Genomic DNA, 23,402 nt, shown 5'->3' on the forward strand with positions numbered 1-23,402 from the left:
ACCTGAGCAGGCTTCGAGACCTGTATTCCCCTCATCCGGCCTGTTTATTACGGGTCCGGGCAGGGGGCGGCGGAAGAAAAACCAGGAACGATCAGTATTGATCACGGTTTGGTGATATACTAGTTCTATCCTTGTTTTTCTGTCTGGTTACCATGCGCCGCCTTCATGCTCTTCACCGTCCTTGGCGGTTATCACTTCCTGTTGTTCTCCTCGGCATCATGCTGCTTGGCGCAGGGGCAAACCCATGCCAAGCGCAGCGGGCGGAGGGAGCACAATCGGCGGGCGGTTTCGCTCCCGGAGCGCGTGCCTCGGCCTCAGCCAATGGCACGCTCGATAGCGTCGTTGGCAATCGGCCCTCTCCCGTCAAGGCAGAGGTCGGGCTGAATGGTGAGACCTATCGCGTTACCCCTGCCGGCACATTGATCGGCCCTGACGGGCAAGCCGTGTCCGGCGGCTGTCCGGCGCCCGACAATGTGGCAGCCGGCCAGTTCGTCGCCGGCGGAGCCCCATCCGAACCGGCCCTGAGGGGAAGTGCTGGTGCCGGGATTGGCACCCACAAGGACGAGGCCGTCATGATTGGTGTGACGGAGCAGGCTTCCCCCCTGAAAGCGGCTCGCGACGACGAACGCGCAGGGAATGGCGGAATACGCCCGCAGGCCACCATGAACGCTTCTTTTGGCCCCGCTGGCGTCTATGTGCTGCCCGAGCCATGCCGACATCATGGCGCGGGTAAGGAGGCCATGATTCATGATGCTGCCGCCTCGCTCGCTTCAGCCGGGGGCAATGTGTTTGCTCTGGCGGGGAATCGCGATGGTATGCAGCAGGCCAATCATGCCGTTGCCTTGCCCGATGGTGATGTGCTGCTGACGACAGAACGCCCCGACCATGCAGAGCCGCGCCTTGCACCGGTCGTAACGGACGAACAGGCTGCCGCATCCAACCGGCAGGAAGCCAGACCATGAAGGGTCTGCGCGGGCGTGCTTCGGATCATTCAGGGCAGGAGGGGGCAGGATGCACGCCATTCACGGTCAGACTCCTCAGGGCCGGTGCTCTGTGCTGCGCCGTCATCGGTATGGCCAATTCCCCCTCGGCGCAGGCTCAGACGGTCTTTCATTCCGGCGCAACAAGCCGCAGTGCCAATCTTCCGGATCTGGCAGCGCCTGAGAGCAGAACCCACGATCTCGCGCCCGTTGCCTTGCAATCGGACCGCCTGGTGCTGCCCCAGCTTCGTGCGCTCGTCATCCAGCCTGCAGGGCGTATCAGCGAACAGGACGGGCGCTCCTCCCTCACCACTACCGGGCTTGATATCCTCCGCTCTCCTGATTTCACAGCCATCATGACGCCGTTCATCGGGCAGGCCCTGCGTTTCGGCCAGATGCAGGCCCTTATTGATGCCGTGGTCGGGTATTACCGCGCCAGGGGGCATGCCTTCGTGACGGTCTGTGTATCGCCCCAGAAGATCCATCAGGGCATCTTGCATATCGATGTGCTCGAATATCGCATTGGTGCGATACGGGTCGTCGGCAATCGCTGGTTTTCCGACCGCACCATTCGCAACCAGAGCGGGCTGCAAACAGGTCAGACACTCTCGCTGGACAGCCTCCAGACCGATCTGAGCTGGGTCAACAGCAACCCGTTTCGGACGGTTGATATGGTCTATCGCCCCGGTGCCGCGCCGGGTTTGACGGATGTCGATCTGAAGGTTGCCGATCGCCTGCCGCTCTACATCTACGGGGCCTACAACAACCAGCTTGATCCCACGTTGGGCCGCGTGAACTGGGATCTTGGCGTATCATGGGGCAACGCCTTCAATCTGGGGCATATCCTCACCTATCAGTTGCAGCGCAGTGTCTCGGGTCGTTTCACCGGGCATAATGGCAGCTGGGAAATTCCGTTGACTTCCCGCGATGCCCTTCTGGTTTTCGGAAGTTATTCGGTCTCTTATCCGGTGGCCGATCAACCCCTTACCAATAAGGGTATTTCCGGTCAGGCGTCCTTGCGCTGGCAGCATATGCTGCCGCATATCGCCTTTGGTACGTTGTTCGGGCTTGATGGCACGACACAGCTTGGTTTTGACTGGAAATCGACTATCTCGGACCAGTTCAGCGCGGCTGTGCCACTCATTCTGGCCAATGCCGAGACCAACCAGTTTGTCGCCGGATTCATGGGATCGCTACAGGACCCTCTGGGCAAGACCGAGATCAACAACCAGATCGTTTACGGGCCGCCCGGCATTTCAGCCTATAACAAGCGCGGATGGTATGAGACAATCTTCCCCAACGCCAAGCCGAATTATGTCTATGACCGCCTGACCCTGAAGCGCGCCTTATCGCTTCCCTGGGGGTTCAAGGCCAATACGCGCGCCGCGTGGCAGGGCGCGACCCATAATCTGCTGTATAGTGAGCAGCTGATGATTGGCGGTATGGGTACGGTGCGTGGCTATTACGTCAACACGTCCTTCGGCAGTCGTGGCCTGATGTTCAGCGAGGAGATCAATACCAAGGGCTTCTCGCTTGGCAAATGGACAGGGTTCAGCGCGCTTGAAGACACCAATACGCTCGGCGCTTTCTGGGACTGGGGCGATAATTCGCAGGTTCATCCGGCCGGTATAGGGCCGCGTGTGGTGACGCTCTCCAGTATCGGGGCCGATCTCAACAGCAAGATCAATCGTCATCTCAACATGACGGTCGATGCTGGCTGGCGTCTGCGCCGCGCAGCCAGTCGCGGCGATCGGGGCGTGTTCTGCGATTTCAATCTGGTGGCAGGGTTCTGATCGAGACGAAAGTACCGAACAACTCTATCACAAGTAATGATCTGAATGTCCTGAACAAATATACTTTCGTATAGGAAGGTCATACAAAAGAGATCATTTTATCAAAAGCATATTGTCATTAGAGAATTCCCGAACAGGGAAGATCTCGACATGAGCCATGATATGCATCACTGGAAAACCGCTTATTCCTGGGGGAATCAGATCGTTTTGCCGCGTCAGGCGGCCTGCATGGCAGGCCTGATGCTTCCCCTCCTCCTGCCCTGCGAGGCAGCCTTGGCCGCTGAAGGGGCCGCGAGGGCAAAAGTCGCATCCGAGGCAGAAAACCTTGCCGGTGCAGCGGCGAAATCCGCAGAGTGGAAAAACGGCGCAAAGGCTTTTCGGGCGAAAGGAGGGAGCCGTCGGATCTCGGCAAAGACGGCGACCCCTCAGACCGAGACCATCAGGGTGGCCAGAGATGTCCACCGCGCGGTTCAGCCCAATATGACCGTGCTCACCCCGGCTGACTGGCGCAATACGCTGAGTGGTTCCAATCCGCTCGCTCTCCTCGCCCAGACGCCCGGTGTTTCCTATACGTCATCAGATTCCTACGGTCTCGATGAATCCGATGCGAGCCTGTTTCTGCGTGGGTTTCATATGAATGAACTCGGCATTCTCTTTGAGGGCATTCCGCTGAATGATTCGAGTTTCGGGACGCTGAGCGGTACAAATGTGCTCAATATCAGTGTCCCTGATACGATTGGCTCCATTGTCGTGTCGCCCGGCACCTCACGCGAGAGCACCTATTCGAGCAGCAATAATGGCGGCGAAATCCGCTATGCGCTCATGGCGCCCACGGAAACGCGCAGCCTTGCCGTCAATCAGGCCGTAGGCAGCAACAACACTCTTGTCACGACGCTGGTCGGGCAATCGGGCACGCTTGGCGCGTCGGGACCGCGTGTGCTCGCCGGCTTCCAGCGCATCAGCAAGGATAAATATCAGGGGCAGGGCTCGCAGAACATGCTGCGCGGCAACGTCAAGGCCGTGCAGGATGTTGCCTGGGGTGACCTGACTGCCTTTTTCTCGGCCTCGCAGGCGCAGGTCTGGGGCTATAACAACGTATCCCACGATATGCTGGACAAGCTTGGGTGGCGCGGTGCGGATTTCACTTATCCGAATTATGGGGCCGCTTACGATATGGCGCGCCCTGAAAATGCCGGGGCGCAATGCGGTCCCTATAGCTGTGCGGAGCGCGCGGCCCTGACCCCGTATGACAGCGGACAGGTCTCGCAGGATTTCATAGGGTCCCTGGCCCACCGCTTCCGGATTGGGAGCCGCCTTCATGGCCAGGCGCTTTTCTATGGGGCGAGCACGTATACCGACGCCAGCGTTTCAGACCCGACAACCCCTTCCGAAACCGGCGCTCCGTTTTCAGAGCAGGTCTGGCATTCTGCGGTCCGGCGCTTCGGCGGCAGTCTCACCCTCGACTACCGGATCGGGCATCATCTTCTTTCTGCAGGACTCTGGCAGGAGACATCACGCTCGGTCGCCGATCAGTCATGGTATAATGAGCCGCTCCTGGGGAGCGGGACGCCACTGCGAGCCATCGGTCCGTTTGATCGCTATGGACCCGCCTTTCAGACACAAAATCTCTCTCGCTGGCACACGTCTTCGCGCCAGATCTTTCTGCATGACGACTGGAAGCTCACGCCTTCCCTGCTTCTGGGGCTGGGGTTCAAGGCAATAGATGTGCATTCCTCAGGCGGCGGTGTTGGGGATGATGGCGCCCCCCGCGGGAATCTGCGCTCGCAAAACGGCTTCCTGCCGCATCTCTCCCTGCTCTGGACGCTGTCGCCCCGTCAGGATCTGTTCATCGACGCTGCCCAGACCCAGAGCGGCTACCGCATGTCGCCTCGCGGCAATATCGGCTATTCCGCCTCGATCTGGTCCGCTTCGGATCAGGCAAGTTTCGATGAAGCCCTGTCGCGCATTGCGCCTGAGAAGGACATGACAGTCACGATTGGCGGACACAGAAAAGAGGGACGCTTCAGATTGTCCTGGGACGGGTATTTCTCGCTCATCGAAAACCGGCTTGTTTCCGCGTCCATCGGCACGTTGCATAGTCCAGTCAATACTGTCGGGATCGTGCGGGCCTCGCATATCTGGGGCGGTGACATTGCGGTCAGCCTGCCTGTAGGCCCGTATCTGACGCTCAGCCAGTCACTTTCGGTCAGTCGCTTCCGTTACGGTGGCGATCTGGTTGCGGGAGGTGAAGTCTTCCCGATCAGGGGAAAGGCGCAGCCGGGATACCCGGCTCTGTCCTTGCAAAGCGCGGCCTTTGTGCATGTCGGGCAGGTCGAGGCGGGGGCGACGAGCATCGTCTATCTCGACCGCCCGTTCTCGTACACCAACGATATCATGGGGCCGAATTACTGGAACACCACGGCCTATATCGCGTGGAAACGCCCAGGCCATGCAGGCTGGCCGCCGCTCGACATGCGTCTTGATGTCTATAATCTGCTCAACAGCAAGATGATCGGCAACCTCAATGTGGACGGCGCCCCGTTCTCCGGAGATTATCAGACCATGCAGCGCTCGGCGCCGAGACAACTCGTCTTCAGCCTTGGTACGAGGTTCTGAGCATGAGAAAAGGGAGCGGTACGCCCGAGACCGCCCGCATGGTCGCCCGCATGGCCCGGCAGGGAAAACGGCAGTGTCCCATGCCATGTCATGTCGTTTCGTCCGGCTCCGGGAGGGACGGTCATGGCTTGCACCCCTCTGCCAGGGCGACCCGTCCCATCCTGCTCGGCCTGGTCATGGCCGCCATTTTTTCTGCCGATACGATCACCCACTACGAGATCGCGATACCGGTGCTCTATACGGTGGTGCTGCTAGGCGCCGCCTTCTCGTTCCACTCACGAGGCCTCATCTGGCTTGGCTGCCTGTGTCTTGGTCTGACTGGTGTTAGTTTTGCCTTCACCCTGCATGGCAACGCGGCTACCGGATTGATCAATCTGCTGATCAGTTCGGCGGCGATCGTCATCACGGCCTGGCTCGCCATCCGGCTTCAGCATGCCAAGGAACTGGCCTTGCAGGGGCAGTCCCAACTCGCTCGCGTCGTCCATGCCCAGATGGTCAGTGGTCTGACCTCGTCCATCGTGCACGAACTCAACCAGCCCCTCGCCGCCATCGTTACCAGTGGGCAGGCATGTCAGCGCTGGCTTTCGGCAAGGCCGCCCAACGTCGAGCGGGCGGACGCCGCGCTTGGGCGGATCATACGCGACACCACGCGTGCCGCTGACATCCTTACGCGCATGAAGGATCTGACACGCGGCAAGGTGACCGAGTGCCGGCGTTTCAATCTGGTTGACGCGGTGATGGATGTGATGGCGATGGCCCAGCATCGTCTCGAACGTCACAACATCGCAACGCATATCCGCTGCAAGGCCAGCAATCTGCCTGCCCTGGGAGATCCGATCCAGATCCAGCAGGTCGTGAGCAATCTCGTGCTCAACGCGAGCGAATCGATCGCGGCGCAGGAGACCGGAACTGGCCACATAGAGATTGCCCTGTGGGAGGAAGACGATTTCTGCCTGTGCAGGGTGAGCGATGATGGCGCCGGGATCGCGCCCTCACTTACAGATCACCTGTTCGAGCCTTTCTGGAGCACAAAGCAGGAAGGGACGGGCATTGGCCTTGCGATCAGCCGCACGCTTATCGAGGCGAATAAAGGCCGCATATGGCTGGATCAGGATCGGCGAGAGGGGGCAGCGTTCTGCTTCAGCATTCCCGCAGCGGGCGAGGAGAAATCGTGATGGATGCGTTGGGTGGGTATTCAGGTGAGACGATCGTTTACGTGGTCGATGACGATGCCTCGATCCGTCAGGCACTTGATGATCTGTTGAGCGCGGTTGGGCAGAGAGTTCACTGTTTCGTTGATGCCGAGAGCTTCATTGCCGCGCCGAAAGCGAACTGCCCCGCCTGCCTGATTCTTGATATCCGGATGCCGGGCCTGTCGGGGATGGATTGTCATCGGCGCATGGCTGGACTCGGCCTGAATTACCCGGTGATTTTCATCACTGGTCATGGGGATATTGCCATGGGGGTCGAGGCCATGAAGAACGGGGCCATCGAATTCCTCACCAAGCCGTTTCGCGATCTCGATCTGCTTGATGCCGTCCAGCGCGGCCTGGCAATCAACGAGGCATCACGGCATGAGAGCGCAGAGGGTGAGGCGCTTCTGGAGCGATGGCGCAGCCTGAATGCGGGTGAAAGACAGGTTGCCCGCCTGGTGGTCACGGGGCTGCTCAATAAGCAGACTGCAGGAATACTGGGTGTCAGCGAAATCACTGTGAAAGTGCGCCGCGCGCAGATCATGCGCAAGATGAAGGCGGGCTCATTGCCAGATCTTGTGCGTGAGATGGATCGTCTGAGAGGGCTCTCGCCAGGCGACCTCGAAAGCTGAAGGAAGTCCGATCCGTATGCTTCAGTCGAGCGGGATGGCAACTGCTACACCGGCGGCCATTGAGCCATGCCCGCGGCGTTGATCGTTGGCACCCGCGCCGCCGGTCAATGCATCGCCAACCTGATGATGGTTACGCTGGAAGAAATCGGGGCGCAGCTTCGTATTGTCGTCCCCGCCACGCTCTTTGGGGGCGTCGAGAGAGTCATCGGGCAAGGGTGCTTCGGTAAAGCCGTCACGCGATGCCGGTGCTTGCGCTCTCACGGTCAGCGAGGCCTGTCTGATCAGGGGGGCGTCTGCCGTTTCGGGCTCCAGTGAGAAAGCCGAAACCGTGTTGAGCCCTGAGTGGAGGGACCGCACATGGCTGGGTGTTTTTCGCATCCGGGCTTCGGGCGTCGCCGTATTTTCGAGGGCGTGGCCATTGCCGGACTGGGCCGGGGAGGCGCCAGGCGGCACAGACTGTCCTGCTACACCGGTTTCCGCTGCATGAAGCGGGGCGATGGAGGCGCAACTCACAAGGCCGAGTATCAAGGCAGAACAGATACGCAACAGCGCGATCCTCTTTCCGTTGGTGCAGTATTTCACGAAAATGCCGGGCCCGATTGCCGACTGACGTGACTGTATCCAGGTCAGAAAATCTTATGCAACCGAAACCCGCCGATTGTATCACGCTGTCATCAAACGTGATGCAACCGAGCGGGTATGCTTTTGCCGATCAGAGCGGAAAAGCGTGGCGTGCAGCGTCGGTAAGCACGGCAATGCCAGGCAGAAGCTTGCCCTCGAGCCATTCGAGGAAAGCGCCGCCTGCCGTTGAAACATAGCTCATCTGGTCGGCAACCCCGGCGTGACGCAGTGCAGAGACGGTATCACCACCACCTGCGATGGTCTTGAGCTTGCCGGCCTTGGTCAGCTCGGCAGCCTTCTGGGCAACTGCGACTGTTGCTGTATCGAAGGGCTTGATCTCGAATGCGCCGAGCGGACCATTCCAGACAAGAGTCTTGAGATCTTCGAGCTTGGCGTTGATCAGCGCGATTGTCTTGGGACCAGCATCGAGAATCATGGCATCGGCTGGTACGGCGTGGATGTCACAGACTTCCGAAGGGGCACCCTCGCGAAATTCGCGGGCGATCACAGCGTCGACCGGCAGGATGATCTCGCACTTGCCGTCATTGGCCTGTGCCATGATCTTGCGTGCTGTCTCGTGCATGTCGGCTTCCTGAAGCGACTTGCCAACAGCAACGCCCTGCGCCGCAAGGAAGGTGTTTGCCATGGCGCCGCCAATGAACAGCACATCGACCTTGCCCAGCACGTTCCCGATGAGATCGAGCTTGGTGGAGATCTTCGCGCCGCCAACAAGCGCACCGACAGGGCGCTCAGGCAGTTCGAGCGCTGCGGTCAGGGCGTTCAGCTCGGCTTCCATCAGGCGGCCGGCATAGGCCGGCAGATGATGGGCCAGACCTTCGGTCGAGGCATGAGCACGATGGGCCGCCGAAAAGGCGTCGTTCACATACACGTCGCCCAGACGGGCCAGCATGTCTGTAAAAGCCGGATCGTTCTTTTCCTCGCCGGCATGAAAGCGGGTGTTTTCGAGAACGCAGACTTCGCCATCCTTGAGGTTGGCAACGGCTTCTTCAGCTTTCGGTCCAACGCAGTCGGACACGAAATGCACCTTGTGCTGGATTTTGGATTCCAGCATTTCGGCAACAGGGGCGAGTGACATGCTGGGCACGACCTGACCCTTGGGGCGGTCGAAATGGCTCAGGATGATCACGCGCGCGCCCTTGTCGGCCAGCTCGCAGATGGTGGGAATGACGCGATCGATACGCGTCGTGTCGGTGATGGCACCCTCACGCACCGGCACGTTGAGGTCAGCGCGCAGAAGGACGCGCTTTCCCTCAGGAGACAGGTCATTGAGCGTATGGAAACTGGCCATGCTCTTTTCTCCCGGTTTCTTGTTGCTTACAGGCTGCCGAAAAGCGCTGCCGTATCGGACATGCGGTTCGAGAAGCCCCATTCATTGTCGTACCACGAGCAGATGCGCACCATCTTGCCGCCATCGATCACGGCCGTCTGCGTGGCATCGAAGGTGGAGGAGGCATAGGAGTGGTTGAAGTCCGTACTCACCAGCGGGGCTTCATTATAGTCCAGAACGCCCTTCAGCGGGCCCTCGGCAGCGGCGCGCAGGGCGTCGTTGATGGCCTGGACCGACGCCGGTGCGCGGCTCGGGATGAAGTCGAGCGAGACAACCGAGACATTCGGCGTCGGCACGCGGATCGAGGTGCCATCCAGACGTCCCTTGAGGTGCGGCAGAACCAGGCCGATGGCCTTGGCAGCGCCCGTCGAGGTCGGGATCATGTTCAGCGCAGCAGCACGGGCGCGGCGCGGGTCGCGGTGGTGGGTGTCCACCGTGCGCTGGTCACCGGTGTAGGAGTGGATGGTCACCATGTAGCCGCATTCGATGCCGAAGGCCTCGTCCAGCACCTTGGCGACTGGCGCCAGACAGTTGGTCGTGCAGGATGCGTTGGAAATGACCGTCATGTCCTTCGTCAGCATGGCATTGTTCACGCCATAGACGATGGTGGCATCGACATCGGTGCCCGGAGCGGAAATCAGGACCTTGCGTGCACCGGCCTTGATGAGGGCCGAAGCCTTTTCCTTGCTGGTGAACAGGCCGGTACATTCCATGGCCACGTCGACGCCCTCGAACGGCACCTTGCTCGGATCGCGTTCGGCGGAGAAACGGATTGGGCCGTAGGTGCGGCCATTGGCTTCGATGATCAGGGCATTGCCATCGACACGGATCGTGCCGGGGAAACGACCATGAACACTGTCATAGGCCAGCAGATGGGCGCTTTCCTCGACGGAGCCAAGGTCGTTGATGGCGACAGGCACGACATCCGTGCGTCCGCTCTCAATGATACCACGCAGTACCAGACGCCCGATGCGTCCAAAACCGTTGATCGCGATTTTCACAGCCATTGTAGTCTCCCGGCCAGTAGGCGGTTTCGTTATAAGAGGTGAAACCATAGCACCCTTGGAAGACGAGACGAGAGGGGGCTACCAAAAATCTTATCGATATTTTCGTGAAAACTGGTCTTTCTGTTTCTGCTCTCTTGCTTGTGTGCGGTCTTCCTGCAAGTTCTTTAGGTCATGACGATGACGAATGCTTCAAATTGTGGTTTCCTGAAATTTCGGTCTTTGGCGATCGCCGGTTTGTGCCTCGTCTCGGGGGGCCTGACGGCTTGTACCCCGCCCGATCAAAGGCTCTTCAACCCCAATGCGGGCAAGCCACCCAAGCCCCATTATCCGCCTGCGCCTCCGGGCAAGCCCGCGCCCGCGCCCTTCCTGCAGATTGTTGCCGGCACACCCAAGGCGGAGTGGGCGCCAGCTGTTTCACGCAGTACGAAACTCGCCCTGTCACGCAAGCCTGACCTTCTGTTTGTGGTCACCGTGCTCTCCCCCGAGACAGGCAGTCCGGCAGCGCAGGTCAAATCGATCGAGACACTGACCGAGCAGGACGGCAAGGATGTGGCCGACCAGATCGTGGCATCGGGCGCACCACCCAATCAGGTCCAGATCGAGGCCAAGACCGATGGTTCCAGCCCCAAGGGGCGTATCCGCGTCGATCTGCGCTAGGCCGCACCACCTTTCTGCGCCTGCCACTTCAAGACAGGGGGTGCTTTCATGGCCATCCGGGGGTAACGCAGGACAGGACCTTGATGCAGCAGCGGGCATAGATCCCTTCCGGGCAATCCTGCCTGTTTCTGTCTGCTGACACCCCCTGACAGGACAACCGCCCCGTTGCGGTCAGGTCGGGTGGCGTATTGATTTACCGGAGAGACATTACATGAGCTTGCGAAAGGATATCTGGCGAACCGGCATCTTGCAGGCCCCGCTTGCTACGTTGCTCGAAAGCCCCGACTGGACAGATATTCCCTGCCACTTCCTGCCGGACATGCCGCGTGACTTCCAGTTTCGCGCTGACCCGTTCGGGGTGTGGCACGAGGGCAGGCTGCACGTCTTTGTCGAGATCTATGACTACCGCAACCGCATCGGCGAAATTGAGGTGCTCATCTACGATCAAGAGTATCGGCTTATCGGCCAGCAGATCGTGCTGCGTGAGCCCTGGCATCTTTCCTACCCTCAGATCGTCGAGGCAGAGGGCGCGTTCTGGATGCTCCCCGAGGCGCATCGTTCGGGCACACAGACACTCTATCGTGCCAAGCGCTTTCCCGATCAGTGGGAGCCCGTCTGCCAGATCGATCTGGGTGGCGAAGTCGCCGTTGATGCCACGCTCTGCTTTCGTGATGATCTGTGGTGGATGATCTACACCCCTGTCGAAGCCGCCAAGAAAGCTCCAAGCTGTCTGCATGTTGCCTATGCCAAAAGCCTGACGGGCTCCTGGACGCGTCATGGTCAGAACCCGATACGCCTTGACCCTTCCAGCGCACGGGCTGGAGGCACGCCGGTCATGATTGATGGAAAGCTCATGCTGCCGGTTCAGGATTGCGCTCATACCTATGGTGGCGCCATCCGCCCCCTCTGGTTCGATGCACTCACCACTGCGCGCGTTGTGACTCACAGCGGGCCAGCCTTGCCCATACCGCCGGTTTACGCGCCCTATGATGAAGGTATGCACACCCTGTCTGCGGCAGGGGATGTCACGCTGTTCGATATCAAGCGAACAGTTCTGTCACCGCATGGTCTCATGATCGAGGCCGGACGCGAACTGCGCAAACTGCGCAAGCGCGTGGGGCTGGCCTGACCCATCACCTCTCGCCCCGAGGGTGAGATGCGTATGGTTTGAGCGCCGCTCCACCGGCCTGTGCGGAGCCGGAGGCGCCGGTCGTTTCATACCGGCCGTACCTGCCGAAAGGCTGTCGTCAGGGGCGGTATTCTGCGGCGTCGTGCCCGCAGAATACCGGCAGCGGTTCGCTCTAGTTTCGGCGACCCGAACGGTGGCCATTCAGCCAGGGCGGTGCCATATCGCCGGCCATGATGCAGCCGACAGGATCGATATAATCCTCGATATCTGCCAGATCATAGCGCCCGATCTGCTCCACGACACTTGCAGCCCGTTTGTAGCTCGACGGAAGCTCCGATACATCGATCTTCCCTCCGAAGAACCGGACGTCCAGCCCCTGTGTCTCGGCGGCAAGCAGCGCTTCCGGGGTTGCCTCACCCATGCGGCGGCGATGCTCGGTGCGTGACATGTTGCGGCCCGCACCATGGGGCGCAAAGCCCAGGGCGTGACCAGCATCGCGCCCCCGTGCGACCAGAACCGGCTCGGCCATGTTGAGCGGGATCAGCACCTTGCCTGTCGCATCGCTGGCATAGCTGCCCCAGGCTGGGGTTGCCCCCTTGCCGTGATGGTACAGCCCGTCGCGCTCGAACACGAAATTATGCTCGTTCCAGAAACGCTCTGCCGGCGTGGCACGCAGATTCTCCGTTACCGCCTGATGGATGGCGTTATGGTTGGCCTTGGTCCAGCGGCGTATGATCTGGAGCGCCTCCCAGTAATCGCGCCCTTCATCACTATCCGCAGGGATCCAGGCATTCTGCCGCAATGTTTCGGGCGACAGGCGACGCCTCCAGCGTTCAGCGACCTCCACACCGGCACGGTAGAGCTGAGCACCCGGCCCGCGTGACCCGTGATGCGTCACGATGGCGGTATGGCCTGTCGCACGGGACCGCCCCACAAACAGGAAGTGATTGCCATCCCCCTGCGTACCCATATGGGACTGCGCCGTGTGCAGCATTTTCTGGTGGCTGAGGAAGGGATTGGCTCGGAACGCATCAAGCAGGTCGAGCGAGAGCGTGAAGCGTCGCCCCTGATCGCGCCCGCCCGCACCGAAATGCGTAACCCCGGAGGCCGCATCGAGCACAGCCACAGGATCGACCATGCCCAGATCCGTCATCATTACCGAGCAGCAGATATCGGGTGAATGCATGCCAGGATGGATGGCATTGCGCGTGCTGACAATGCCGCCGACTGGAATAGTGCCGAGCGGCCCCGCCGGGCAGGCATCGGGCATGATGGCTGCCGCTGTCACCGTAGGCGTGCGCATCAGCGTTCGCATCGTCTCAATGACACGCTCACGGTTAAGCGCCTCATCGGGTGTTTCGGCATCCAGCGAAACATGAAGCGGTACTGTATCGGCGTCCTGTAGCGGAAGTTTGGGCAGTAATGGAGTCGGGGCCACGGCAGCGCGTATGGCGGCCTCATCACGCCCTTCTGCTGCCAATGCGCGTGCCTGCTCAAGCGCTGCGCCAAACGCGGGCCCGGGCGTGTGGCCCCATTCGATCAGAATTTTGCCGTCAATCTCTACAGGCGCGCTCATGGCCATGTCCTTTCTTTTCGTCGCTTGCATCTGGCTCAAGCATGGACGGCGGGAGGTTTGGCCGAAAGAAAACCCGATTTTTGGTCTAAGGCACTGTTTCGGAACGATAAAAGAAATGTTCTCGCTGATGTAGCTTATCCGGTTTTTATCTATGCGTATCGTTTTTTATCTGGGATAATCGTCTCATGAGAAACGTGGTTATCGGTCTGCTTGGCGTCAAAATCGATCGCACACGCGGAGTCGGGTCGTGGCAGCCAAGCGCCAGGCTGTGCGGCCATGATTCCCTGCCGGTCGATCGCTTCGAATTGCTTTATCCCGGATATGCCGAGGCACTGGCCCATCACGTTGCACGTGATATTGCGGCCATTTCGCCGGACACCGAAGTGCGTCTGACCGTGCTCGACTTCGACAATCCCTGGGATCTGGAGGAGGTCTATGCCAAGCTCTATGACTTCGCTCTCGCCTATGGTTTCGATGAGGACCGTGAGCGTTACTTCGTCCATCTGACCACAGGCACGCATGTCGCGCAGATCTGCTGGTATTTGCTCACCGAAAGTCGTTATGTCCCGGCGCGCCTGATCCAGATGGAGCCCCCGCGTCGTGATACGGGACCCAACGGGCGTCTGACACTCATCGATCTCGATCTCGCACGATATGACGCGATCAGGCATCGTTTCGAGATCGCCTCTGCTGAACATTCCACTTTGCTGCGTAGCGGTATTGCGGGTGCCGACCCCGCGATTGATCGCCTGATCGGGCGGCTTGAGCAGATAGCCCTGAGGTCAGATGCTCCCATCCTGATTACCGGCCCGGCGGGCTGCGGCAAGAGCACGCTTGCAGCCAATATTCACGAGCTGCGTACCCAGCGCCGCTTGCTGCGCGGACCGCTCGTTCGCGTGGATGGCAGTCTGCTTGCCACGCAGGATGGCACCGCATTGCTTCTGGGTCAGAAACGAGGCCTCGGCAGTGCGGCCGGGACTGAACGGGCAGGGTTTCTGGCGCAGGCCCATCGCGGCACGCTTCTGATCGACGGCATGGAAAATGTGCCACAGGCCCTGCGCGACACTCTTTTTCGCGCGGCGGTGGCAAAGCGCTACCGTCCGCTGGGTGGCGAGACCGATCTGGATGCACAGTTCAGCCTGATTGCGACCGCGCGAGACGGGGCGGGCATGGAGTCCGTTTTTCCCTGGACCATACGTCTGCCAACCTTGCGGGAACGTCTTGCAGATATTGAAGCAGCGTTTGATCACGCGCTTGACACAGCCGAACGCCGTTCAGGAACCAAAGCCGGCTTCGCTCCGGGCGCACGGGCGCGCTATATGCGTTTTGCGACATCGATCGATGCGGCCTGGTCGGGGAATTATCGCGATCTGTCGGACTCGTTGCTCAGGCTATGCACATTGGCCGAACGAGGTCGCATTACGGTACCCATGATCGACGAGGAAATTGCAGAGCTGTCGGCACGCTGGCGTCCCGCGAGGCAGGGTGCCGCGGGTTCTTTATTCACGGACGATATGGCAGCACTGGCCGATATCGTTCCGGATCCGGCCGCAATCGATATGTTCGATCGCGTCCAGCTGGCCACGGTCGTGCGGATATGCCGCATGTCGTCCAGCCTGTCTGACGCAGGGCGAACCCTGTTTTCTGTCTCTCGTACGCAGCGTTCGAGCCGCAATGATGCAGACCGGTTGCGCAAATATCTGGCACGTTTTGATCTGGATTGGGACGCCGTCAGGAAAGGTGGGAAAACGCTCACCTGATCACCAGCATCCTGAACACCGGTGATCATAGCGTCCCGGTTCCCCGGTTCTGGCCCATAGGGGGTTGTTTGCCTGCAACAACTCTCAGCCTGAAAGCGCAGACGCTTCCAGGGCGTCCGGCAACCATCAGGGGGCAGGCTTATTGCTCCTGACGCGCAAACGCCTTGATCTGCAAGGCCAGATCGGGGTCCGATCCGTCGATCATCCGTGACAGGCGGCCGTCTTTCGTGATGAGGGCCACGGCCGGGATCTGACGCACACCAAACCGCGTGAAAGCCAGATTGTCCCGATCGAGCAGCACGCGAAATCCGGGGCCGTAGAGGGTCTGGAACGGATTCATATCTGCTGGTTCGGTCCAGAGTCTCGCCCCTATAACAACCCAGTCTGACGCGACGTGCCCAACAAGTTTTTGCGCCACGTGACGTGTGTTCGCGCAGTTGCGGGCAGTCGGCGGGTCCATCGTGGCGAGATAGCTTTCGCACCAGGGCGCTGTGAACAGGACAATCTGGGGTTTGCGGCTTCTGGTCGCGCCAGACTGGCGCAGAGGCACCGTGGCACCTGTCGCATCGCCCAGTGTGATCTCGGGAATTTGTTCTCCGGTGGTCAGAGGTGGTGTGGGGGTTATGTCGGCAAAGTGGATCTCACCCGCTGTGCATGGTCTGGTCGATACCCGCTCAAGCGCTGCATCGAGGGCTGGGCCATCCTGATGGCCGAGATAGGCCAGTCGTCCATCACGGTCGATCAACACATGCAGGGGAGTGGCACGAATCTGCAGCCAGTCGCTCAGCTTGCCGTCATCCATCACGACCGGCATTGTCAGTCCGGTCTTTTTGACAAAAGCGGCAACCTTGTCACGGTTTTCCCCAAAGCCGATATCGACGGCAATGATGCTCATGCGTGTCCTGTAGCGCTGATAAAGCGCTTCAAAGCCGGGCATCTGGGCGCGACAGGGAATACAATAGGTGGCCCAGAGCTTGAGATAGACAGGCCCCTTGCGGGTCTGTGCCGCGAGATCAAGCGTCTGCCCGTCCAGCGTTTGCCATTGCAAAGCCGGAATGGCGTGGCCAACCATCTTCGACAGGGCCGGGTCTTCGGCAATGAACGCCGCTGAGTCAGGAGCAGGCGCTGTGTCGGCTCGCGCCTGACTGGACCCCCAGATCGGAAAAAGAAAGGGAAGAGCCAGAAGGCCGTGTCGGAAGCCGGGCATGGTTGATCGTCCTTGTCCTGAAATTGAAAAGGGGAGGGTGCGTGGGTAGCTGGGTGCGCAGGGAAGCGGGGACTGTGCCCCTGTCAGGGGCCTGTGCCCATAAGGCTCAGGAGTGTCTGACAATCGGCCTCGACCTGCTCGGGGCGTATATTGGCCACGCCCAGCAACACGCCTGACCGGGCGCGTGACCCTTTGGCGAACCACGCCGAGAGTGGCGTAATCCCGAGGGAGGCCGCCCGCGCCTGCTGCGCCAGCCTGGCATCATCATAGCCCGAGGGAAGTGGCAGGATGACGGACAACCCCGCATCATGGGCTACGGGCGCCCGGCAGTGCCGCAATGTCTGGTGCAGCAGGTCACGCCGTTGGGTATAGGCCTCGCGTGTGCGTCGCAGATGTCGGAAATAATGCCCTTCGCGCATGAATCGCGTCACGGCAATCTGCACCGCGTTATTGGGTGGGGTGGCCAGCCACCAGGCGGTTTCGGTCAGGCGTTTGAGCAGGCTGGGCGGTGCCACGACAAAGCCGAGCCCGACCATAGGGGCAAGTGTCTTGCTGAATGTGCCGATATGGATCACGCGATCAGCATGCTCACCCGAGGCCAGGGCCGGAGGCGAGCGGCCGTTCAGATGCAGTTCAGCCAGATAATCGTCCTCGATGATCCAGCCATTGCTTTGTCGCGCCCAGTGCAGCAAGGCACAGCGACGCGCTGCGCTGAGCGAAACCCCCATGGGTGCCTGCTGACCGGGGGTAACAAGCGCGAATGCTGCACCGGGAGCGGTGGCTTGCCCCTGCGCGACATCCAGCCCTTCGTCATCCACAGTAATCGGCACAGGGTGCACACCGGCACTTTCGAGCGCCATACGCGTGATGGGAAAGCCCGGATCTTCTACCCAGGCCTGTTTGCCTGCGCAATCAATGGCACGCAGGACCATGGCAAGCCCACTGCGAAAGCCCGTCGTAATCAGGATCTGATCAGGGGTGCAATCCAGCCCGCGGGCCAGAGCAAGGTGAGAGGCCAGTGCGGTCCGTAATTCCGGCAGGCCGCGCGGGTCCATGACGCCTGTATTGAGGGCTGAAGCCTGCACAGCCTGCCGGTGCAGACGCGCCCAGAGCGTGGCAGGAAACACATCATGCGCGGGAACACCCATCTGGAATGATAGTGGCCTTGTATCCCTCTGCCGGAAAAGGGCAAGAGACCCGTAACCGGTCTCGTCATCCAGGCGCGATGCCGCAGCAGATATCGATGGGTTGGCCGTATCGGCCTGTTTCATTCGGCTTGGCCATTCCGGCGGGGAGGCTATGCGCGTGCCGGCTGCCCCGGCAGTGTAAAGCAGATCGCGATCAATCAGGCGATCATAGGCCGCACGCACGGTCCCACGGGCGACACCAAGTTGTGTGACCAGATCACGCCAGGATGGCAGGCGGCTGCCTTTGGGCAAGGCGCCAGAGCGTATGGCACTTTCGATATGCCCTGCGATCTGCTCGCTCAGGGTCCGCGTGCTCTGCCTGTCGAGTATGAGTCCTGCGAGCGGGGCCGTGGGTGCGGTCATGCGTGGGAGCCCGTCTCAGACATGTGGCGCCGGGATATCGTGTGAAAGTTCGGCCTCGGTGCAGGCGGAAAGGACGGGTGAGAGCGTCGACAGGGCGTTCTCCAGGGCCGCGGCCTTCGCGGAGACATCGCAGAATGCCGTTCCCTGAACGGAAACAATATGCAGGTTATGGAGTCCGATACAGCCGAGAACTGCTCTGAGATACGGGGTGAAAAAATCCGGCTGCTGGGCATCTTCGCCGAGGATGACGCCACCTGCCGCGACACCTACAAGCACAGGCCGATCCGTCAGTAGTCCCTTCTTGCCTTGTGCACTCAGCGCAACCGTCCGGTTCACGCGCACGACATGGTCCAGCCAGGACTTCAGGGCGGCGGGGACCGTGAAATTATGCACGGGCGTTCCCAGCACCAGAATATCGGCATCCTCTATTTCCCTGATGAGTGTTTCTGACAGGGTAATCGATCCCCGCGCAGCAGGGGGCGTCGCATCATCAGGGTGTGCCAGAAGCGCAGCGTAGGGGGCATCGGGCATCGGCAGAGCACTGATATCGCGCCAGACAATGGCAGCACCGGGTTCGAGCGCACGCAGACGCGCTACGATGGCCGCCGAAATGATCCGGCTTTGCCCGTCAGGGCGAGGGCTGCAATCGATATGAAGAATTTGCATCGCTTGGGCACCGCAGGGCGAGAGAAGAAGAGTGATGATTCTTGGGTCTATCCGCCCGGCGACGACAGGACCAGAAACCTGTTCTTCGCGTGTACCAAGATGGGAGGTCCAACTGAAAACATCATTCTTCGTCCTGTCCGATGGTGCAACACCCATGAGAGGAACATTGGGACCCATCACCACCGCGAGACAAATACATGCCGCAGCGTCTGGATTATGAAGCGATTACCCCGCAAGGGATCAGGGCATTGGGTGAAGTCTATCGCTACATTGCCCGTTCGGAACTCAATGCGCTTCTGATCGAGTTGATCTATCTGCGCATTTCACAGATCGATGGCTATGCCTATTATCTCGATTTCCATACGAAACCCTGCTCGAAAAGGGTGTTTCCCCACGTAAACTCGGTGTGCTTCAGGCATGGCGTGAGGTAGAGGCAACATTCAGCGCGCGCGAACGGGCGGCCCTTGCCTGGGCGGAGAGTGTCACATGCGTGCGAGAGACGGTCATTCCTGACGCCGAATTTTGCACGCTCTCCGAGGTGTTCTCTGAGAAGGAAATTGTGGACCTGACCATCGCTGTCGGACTGATGAACCTGTTCAACCGTTTGGCAATCGGTTTCAGGCGCACGAGCGACCCGTTTGATTCATAAGTCCGGATGCCGCGCGGGAATGGCGCATGATGGCCCCGTGACCTTGCATCAACTTCGAGGGGACACGAAGCTCCTCAATGCAGTGATGGGTGCGCATGGTACAAATATTTTTCGCAGCGAGCCGGTCCGGTTTACACCGAATGCCGCTTGTTAGGGTTATTATGTTGCAGTGAAATGCTTCTGAAGTGGACAAAAAACGACAGTCAGCGTCAACAGCGAAAGAACTGGTTTGTTTTTCCTTTCCTGCTCATCGTGGCCCGGTCAGAGCGTGCCGGACCCAGCGCCAGAAACGAGCTTCTGCGAGCATGGCCCTGACGGCAAGAGGCGGTAATCCGAGATCCTTCAGCTTGTCTGGATCGCCAGTTTTGCCGAATACAACTCGCATGGCAGCAATCAGGACAGTGCTTTCGCATAGAACGGCAGGGCCGACGCTGATGAAGCGGACCCACCCGATATGAGGGGTTGTACCCTCATCGAAGCCGGGCAGTGTATGGCGCGCTATCCATAAGCCAGAACCTCCAAGGGCAAGGCTGCGCACAAGGCCACGCCTGAGCGTGGGAGGGCGATAGCACACCCAGCAAGCAAGGACGAGCGTGCCTATCCACGTCGCACCGATGAGCGTCTGGTGGGCCGCCTTCACTGGGGAGTTCTGAAAACCTGAGAGCCACAGAAACACAGCGATGCAGGACGTGACGATAGGGGGATAGAACCAATGCTTACGCATCGAGGTCATGAGTCACTCCGTTCCGGGTCCGGATCGTATCGCCTTGGGTCCTGTAGTGCCAGGATGGTGAGCTTCACAATATCGCTCGACTTGCGGGTTCCAATGCGGGTGTCGAGCCGGACCGGAGATGACCGGCGCGCAATTACTACGGCAAGTTGAGGCACCATCTTGTGATGCGTCTGAGTCAGTCATCCCCCCTTTGAAGAAGCGGGGCCTACGTACCGCAGAATGTCGCCTGCACGACTTCCTCGGGGCGCGGTGGGGTTTCATAGACGGCATCGTCAACGAAGGGGCATTCCAGCCGGGAGAGGAGGGCGTGGAACACTGATAAATCACCGCTCTCCGCAGCGTCGATCGCCTCGGCAATCCGATGATTGCGCGGAATGACTGCGGGGTTGATCTGGCGCATGGCATTTTCACGGACAATGGCGGATACGCCTTCCCGTGTGCAGCGTGCGTCCCAATCCTGTAGCCATTTCGTCATGGCAGGTGAGTTCCGTGCATCGCATGACAACTCGTGGCGGGTCAGGCGTCGGAAACTCAGTGTCCAGTCCAGTCTGTCCTGTTCCAGGATCGCCAGAAAACGCTCGATCAGGGCCTTGTCATCCGGTTCGCATGTCGTGAGTCCGAATTTCGGACGCATTTTTTCGAGCCATGCATTTTCGTAAAGCGTGGCAAACGTGCCCAGCGTCTCCTGTGCCCATGCCAGGGAACGCGCTTCGTCCGCATCGAAGAAGGGAAGCAGGGTTTCGGCGAGGCGGGCCAGATTCCAGCCTGCGAGTTTTGGCTGGTTGGCATAGGCGTAGCGACCGTTACGGTCGATGGAGCTGAAGACTTTGTCCTGGCTGTAGACATCGAGAAAGGCACATGGACCATAATCGATCGTCTCGCCCGAAATGGCCATGTTGTCAGTGTTCATTACGCCATGCACAAACCCGAGACTCATCCACTGGGCGATCAGCCTTGCCTGAGCCGCGACCACATTTTCGTAGAGAGCTCTTACGGGATTTTCGGCTGTGGCTGCGTGCGGATAATGGCGCGTGATTGCCAGATCACAGAGAAAGCGCAGAGCCTCATTGTCCTGCCGTGCAGCGAAATACTGGAATGTACCGACACGTAGATGGCTTGCAGCAACCCGTGCGAGAACGGCACCCGGCAGGGGGCGATCACGCCAGACCGTTTCGCCCGTCAGAACCGCAGCGAGGGCGCGGGTGGTGGGAACGCCGAGCGCGGCCATGGCCTCACTGACAAGATATTCGCGCAAGACCGGCCCGATGGCGGCCAGACCGTCGCCACGCCGGGAGAGTGGTGTGGGGCCGGAGCCCTTTAGCTGAACATCGAAATCACGGCCTTGCCGGTCGGCGGCAACCCCCAGCAGATGGGCGCGTCCATCGCCCAGTTGTGGCACGAACTGGCCGAATTGATGCCCGGCATAAGCCTGTGCCACAGGGGCAATACCGTCAGGCCGTGTCTGCCCCCCAAGAAAATCGACACCCTCGGGGGTTTCGAGCCATGCGGAGGAAAAGCCCAGCGATTCAGCCAGCGCAGCATTCAGGGCAACGAGTCTTAGCGCGGGAAACCGGGCGGGATCAGCCTGCACGGCCATGGTGGGGGGGAAAGGTGCCGGGCTCAGGGGCAGGGACATGGGACCTCGCTGGTAGGGCCGATACGAAAGCGGCCCTGTTGAAATGGCACCCGAAACGTCAGGGGTGAAAAGAACAAACTCGCCTTTGACAGAAAGTCCTGTGTACCATGAGATGGTTTCTCACGCTTTTCAGGCAAGGCGGTCGGGGCTCGAAGAGCGAAACCTGCAAGTTTTTTCGACCCCTCCCTTCCCATTTCATGGCCGGACGTTCAAAACCCCTGCATGTCGACCCACCCCTCTGCCGCCAGACGGATCTTCCATAATGTCAGCTTCCTGACATTGGGGCGCATTGCGACGGCCATATGCAGTTTTGCCTATATCGCCTTTGCCGTGCGGGCACTGGGGCTGGCGTCGTTCGGTCTGCTGATCCTGATCCATTCTCTGGGCATCATGGCCTCGACCTTCTCGCGCATGCAGTCCTGGCAAACGCTCATCCGTTACGGAAATGACCCTTACGCCAGACGCGACCTGGTTCTCCTGCGTCAGATCATCGGGTTCTGTGTCAGGCTCGATCTGATCTCCGCGGTGGTGGCGGTCTGTATCGGGATAATCAGCGTCACGTTCTACGCGCATGTGGCGCACTGGTCGCACTGGGTGACGTTCCTGGCCTATGGCTACGCGCTGATCTGCCCGTTCATGTATACCGGGTGGAGCAATGGCGTTCTGCGCCTGACGGAGCGTTTCCATCTCGTGCCGGTCAGCGATACCTGTACGGCCATTTTCCGTACGGCGGGCACGGCTGTCGGCTATGGGCTGCATCTTGATCTCGGCTTTTTCGTTCTGGTCTGGGCCGGGGCCGTGCTGATGGATTATGGCCTGTTCCTGTATTTTGCGCTTTCCACCTTGCGTCAGAAAATCGGCCTGCGTTTGCGCTGGCGTGATGTGCTCGGGCAATGGCGCTGGCAATTGCCGGGCATGTGGGCCTTCACCCGCTCGACAAGCATCAATCAGACCCTCGGGGCAGTGTCCGGCCATATCAGCACGCTGGTCGTGGGGTCGTTACTCGGCTCTGCCGAGGCCGCCGTATTCAGGATCTGCCGCCAGATTGCCGACGGGATCGTCACACCGGCACAAATGCTCTCGCCTGTGCTTTATCCCGAGCTGGTCAAGATGCGTGACCGGCAGGACTGGAGCGGTCTCAAGCGCCTGACATGGAAGATATTCGGTATCCTCTGCGCCGTTTCTATCGCACTCCTTCTGGTGGCGGCTTTCTTCGGTGGGCGAATTTTCTCGCTAATGCTGCACATCCACCTGCATGGTACCACCTATTACGTCTCGATCATGCTCGTTTCTGCGGTGCTCACCCTTTTGGTCGTGCCGCTCGAACCCTTGCTGACGGTCATGGGACAAATCGGCTTTCTCATGGCCAACCGTACCTGGATCACACTGGCCTATTTTCCCGTGCTTTATGGTCTTACACGGCATTTCTCGCTGACTGGCGCCTGCTATGCGACCGCGCTCAGCAGCTTTGTGATGTTCGTGACGCGTCTGTGGCGCGCCGTGGCCAGCTCCCTGCGTCCACCGGCCGATCCGCTCAAGCCAGCTTCACCAGCGATCAAGCATACCGAAGAGACCGCGCCGGACAGCGCCCCGGGCCATGCCGGGGGCGAGACGCAAAGCAGGGTCGTTGTCGGGGCCTAATGCTTATT

The 23,402-nt window shown here is 60.0% G+C and carries 19 protein-coding genes; 10 read left to right on the forward strand and 9 right to left on the reverse strand.

The genetic code is table 11. From position 1 onward, the window contains the following. Nucleotides 1-152 precede the first annotated feature (152 nt). The 5 genes from ACWNRM_RS04940 to ACWNRM_RS04960 all read left to right on the forward strand — a co-directional run bounded on the left by ACWNRM_RS04940 (nucleotide 153) and on the right by ACWNRM_RS04960 (nucleotide 7,214). Entirely contained in the window at nucleotides 153-962 is an 810-nt protein-coding gene (locus tag ACWNRM_RS04940) for a hypothetical protein (protein WP_485169780.1), read from the forward strand. After that, nucleotides 959-2,773, forward strand: a complete 1,815-nt coding sequence (locus tag ACWNRM_RS04945; protein ID WP_485169779.1) for a ShlB/FhaC/HecB family hemolysin secretion/activation protein — start codon at nucleotides 959-961, stop codon at nucleotides 2,771-2,773. Before ACWNRM_RS04940 ends, ACWNRM_RS04945 begins: the two co-directional genes overlap by 4 nt. 150 nt (nucleotides 2,774-2,923) lie before the next feature. Continuing rightward, nucleotides 2,924-5,389 carry a TonB-dependent receptor gene (locus tag ACWNRM_RS04950; protein ID WP_485169778.1) on the forward strand — a complete coding sequence of 822 codons (2,466 nt, stop codon included), beginning with the start codon at nucleotides 2,924-2,926 and terminating at the stop codon, nucleotides 5,387-5,389. A 2-nt stretch (nucleotides 5,390-5,391) separates the two neighbouring features. Next, nucleotides 5,392-6,564, forward strand: coding sequence for a sensor histidine kinase (locus ACWNRM_RS04955; protein WP_485169777.1), 1,173 nt, complete (start codon nucleotides 5,392-5,394; stop codon nucleotides 6,562-6,564). Continuing rightward, the gene (locus ACWNRM_RS04960; RefSeq protein WP_485169865.1) at nucleotides 6,564-7,214 is read left to right on the forward strand and encodes a response regulator transcription factor; all 651 of its coding nucleotides are present in this window, start codon (nucleotides 6,564-6,566) and stop codon (nucleotides 7,212-7,214) included. Before ACWNRM_RS04955 ends, ACWNRM_RS04960 begins: the two co-directional genes overlap by 1 nt. Before the next feature lie 21 nt (nucleotides 7,215-7,235). Here the strand turns inward: ACWNRM_RS04960 and ACWNRM_RS04965 are convergent, their stop codons facing one another. The 3 genes from ACWNRM_RS04965 to gap form a co-directional block, all read right to left on the reverse strand. Then, nucleotides 7,236-7,760 (reverse strand): hypothetical protein, encoded by a 525-nt coding sequence (locus ACWNRM_RS04965; RefSeq protein WP_485169776.1) that lies wholly within the window; start codon nucleotides 7,758-7,760, stop codon nucleotides 7,236-7,238. A 166-nt stretch (nucleotides 7,761-7,926) separates the two neighbouring features. Further along, nucleotides 7,927-9,144, reverse strand: coding sequence for a phosphoglycerate kinase (locus ACWNRM_RS04970; protein WP_485169775.1), 1,218 nt, complete (start codon nucleotides 9,142-9,144; stop codon nucleotides 7,927-7,929). A 26-nt stretch (nucleotides 9,145-9,170) separates the two neighbouring features. Then, nucleotides 9,171-10,190, reverse strand: coding sequence for a type I glyceraldehyde-3-phosphate dehydrogenase (gene gap / locus ACWNRM_RS04975; protein WP_485169774.1), 1,020 nt, complete (start codon nucleotides 10,188-10,190; stop codon nucleotides 9,171-9,173). Nucleotides 10,191-10,361: 171 nt separating this feature from the next. On the opposite strand from gap, the gene ACWNRM_RS04980 reads away from it, so the two are divergent. Continuing rightward, entirely contained in the window at nucleotides 10,362-10,847 is a 486-nt protein-coding gene (locus ACWNRM_RS04980) for a hypothetical protein (RefSeq protein WP_485169773.1), read from the forward strand. Between the two features lie 211 nt (nucleotides 10,848-11,058). After that, the gene (locus ACWNRM_RS04985) at nucleotides 11,059-11,976 is read left to right on the forward strand and encodes a glucosamine inositolphosphorylceramide transferase family protein (RefSeq protein ID WP_485169772.1); all 918 of its coding nucleotides are present in this window, start codon (nucleotides 11,059-11,061) and stop codon (nucleotides 11,974-11,976) included. Nucleotides 11,977-12,148: 172 nt separating this feature from the next. Here ACWNRM_RS04985 and ACWNRM_RS04990 read toward each other — a convergent pair whose 3' ends face one another. Beyond that, nucleotides 12,149-13,552, reverse strand: a complete 1,404-nt coding sequence (locus ACWNRM_RS04990; RefSeq protein ID WP_485169771.1) for an RtcB family protein — start codon at nucleotides 13,550-13,552, stop codon at nucleotides 12,149-12,151. A gap of 185 nt (nucleotides 13,553-13,737) precedes the next feature. Between ACWNRM_RS04990 and ACWNRM_RS04995 the strand changes: the two genes are divergently transcribed. Then, the gene (locus ACWNRM_RS04995) at nucleotides 13,738-15,312 is read left to right on the forward strand and encodes an RNA repair transcriptional activator RtcR family protein (RefSeq protein ID WP_485169770.1); all 1,575 of its coding nucleotides are present in this window, start codon (nucleotides 13,738-13,740) and stop codon (nucleotides 15,310-15,312) included. A 139-nt stretch (nucleotides 15,313-15,451) separates the two neighbouring features. Here the strand turns inward: ACWNRM_RS04995 and ACWNRM_RS05000 are convergent, their stop codons facing one another. The 3 genes from ACWNRM_RS05000 to ACWNRM_RS05010 form a co-directional block, all read right to left on the reverse strand. Then, entirely contained in the window at nucleotides 15,452-16,519 is a 1,068-nt protein-coding gene (locus ACWNRM_RS05000; protein WP_485169769.1) for a TlpA family protein disulfide reductase, read from the reverse strand. Between the two features lie 83 nt (nucleotides 16,520-16,602). Next, nucleotides 16,603-18,069 carry a MocR-like pyridoxine biosynthesis transcription factor PdxR gene (gene pdxR / locus ACWNRM_RS05005; protein ID WP_485169768.1) on the reverse strand — a complete coding sequence of 489 codons (1,467 nt, stop codon included), beginning with the start codon at nucleotides 18,067-18,069 and terminating at the stop codon, nucleotides 16,603-16,605. 15 nt (nucleotides 18,070-18,084) lie between these two features. Then, nucleotides 18,085-18,735, reverse strand: coding sequence for an FMN-dependent NADH-azoreductase (locus tag ACWNRM_RS05010; RefSeq protein ID WP_485169767.1), 651 nt, complete (start codon nucleotides 18,733-18,735; stop codon nucleotides 18,085-18,087). 197 nt (nucleotides 18,736-18,932) lie between these two features. Between ACWNRM_RS05010 and ACWNRM_RS05015 the strand changes: the two genes are divergently transcribed. Further along, nucleotides 18,933-19,166, forward strand: coding sequence for a hypothetical protein (locus ACWNRM_RS05015; RefSeq protein ID WP_485169766.1), 234 nt, complete (start codon nucleotides 18,933-18,935; stop codon nucleotides 19,164-19,166). A gap of 465 nt (nucleotides 19,167-19,631) precedes the next feature. Here ACWNRM_RS05015 and ACWNRM_RS05020 read toward each other — a convergent pair whose 3' ends face one another. Together ACWNRM_RS05020 and ACWNRM_RS05025 are read right to left on the reverse strand one after the other, a co-directional pair. Beyond that, the gene (locus ACWNRM_RS05020) at nucleotides 19,632-20,117 is read right to left on the reverse strand and encodes a hypothetical protein (protein WP_485169764.1); all 486 of its coding nucleotides are present in this window, start codon (nucleotides 20,115-20,117) and stop codon (nucleotides 19,632-19,634) included. A 205-nt stretch (nucleotides 20,118-20,322) separates the two neighbouring features. Then, nucleotides 20,323-21,753 carry a protein adenylyltransferase SelO gene (locus ACWNRM_RS05025; protein ID WP_485169763.1) on the reverse strand — a complete coding sequence of 477 codons (1,431 nt, stop codon included), beginning with the start codon at nucleotides 21,751-21,753 and terminating at the stop codon, nucleotides 20,323-20,325. Between the two features lie 222 nt (nucleotides 21,754-21,975). Between ACWNRM_RS05025 and ACWNRM_RS05030 the strand changes: the two genes are divergently transcribed. Continuing rightward, nucleotides 21,976-23,394, forward strand: a complete 1,419-nt coding sequence (locus tag ACWNRM_RS05030; protein WP_485169762.1) for a lipopolysaccharide biosynthesis protein — start codon at nucleotides 21,976-21,978, stop codon at nucleotides 23,392-23,394. Nucleotides 23,395-23,402 lie beyond the last annotated feature (8 nt).

The sequence above is a fragment of the Asaia sp. A2 genome, from assembly GCF_057319415.1.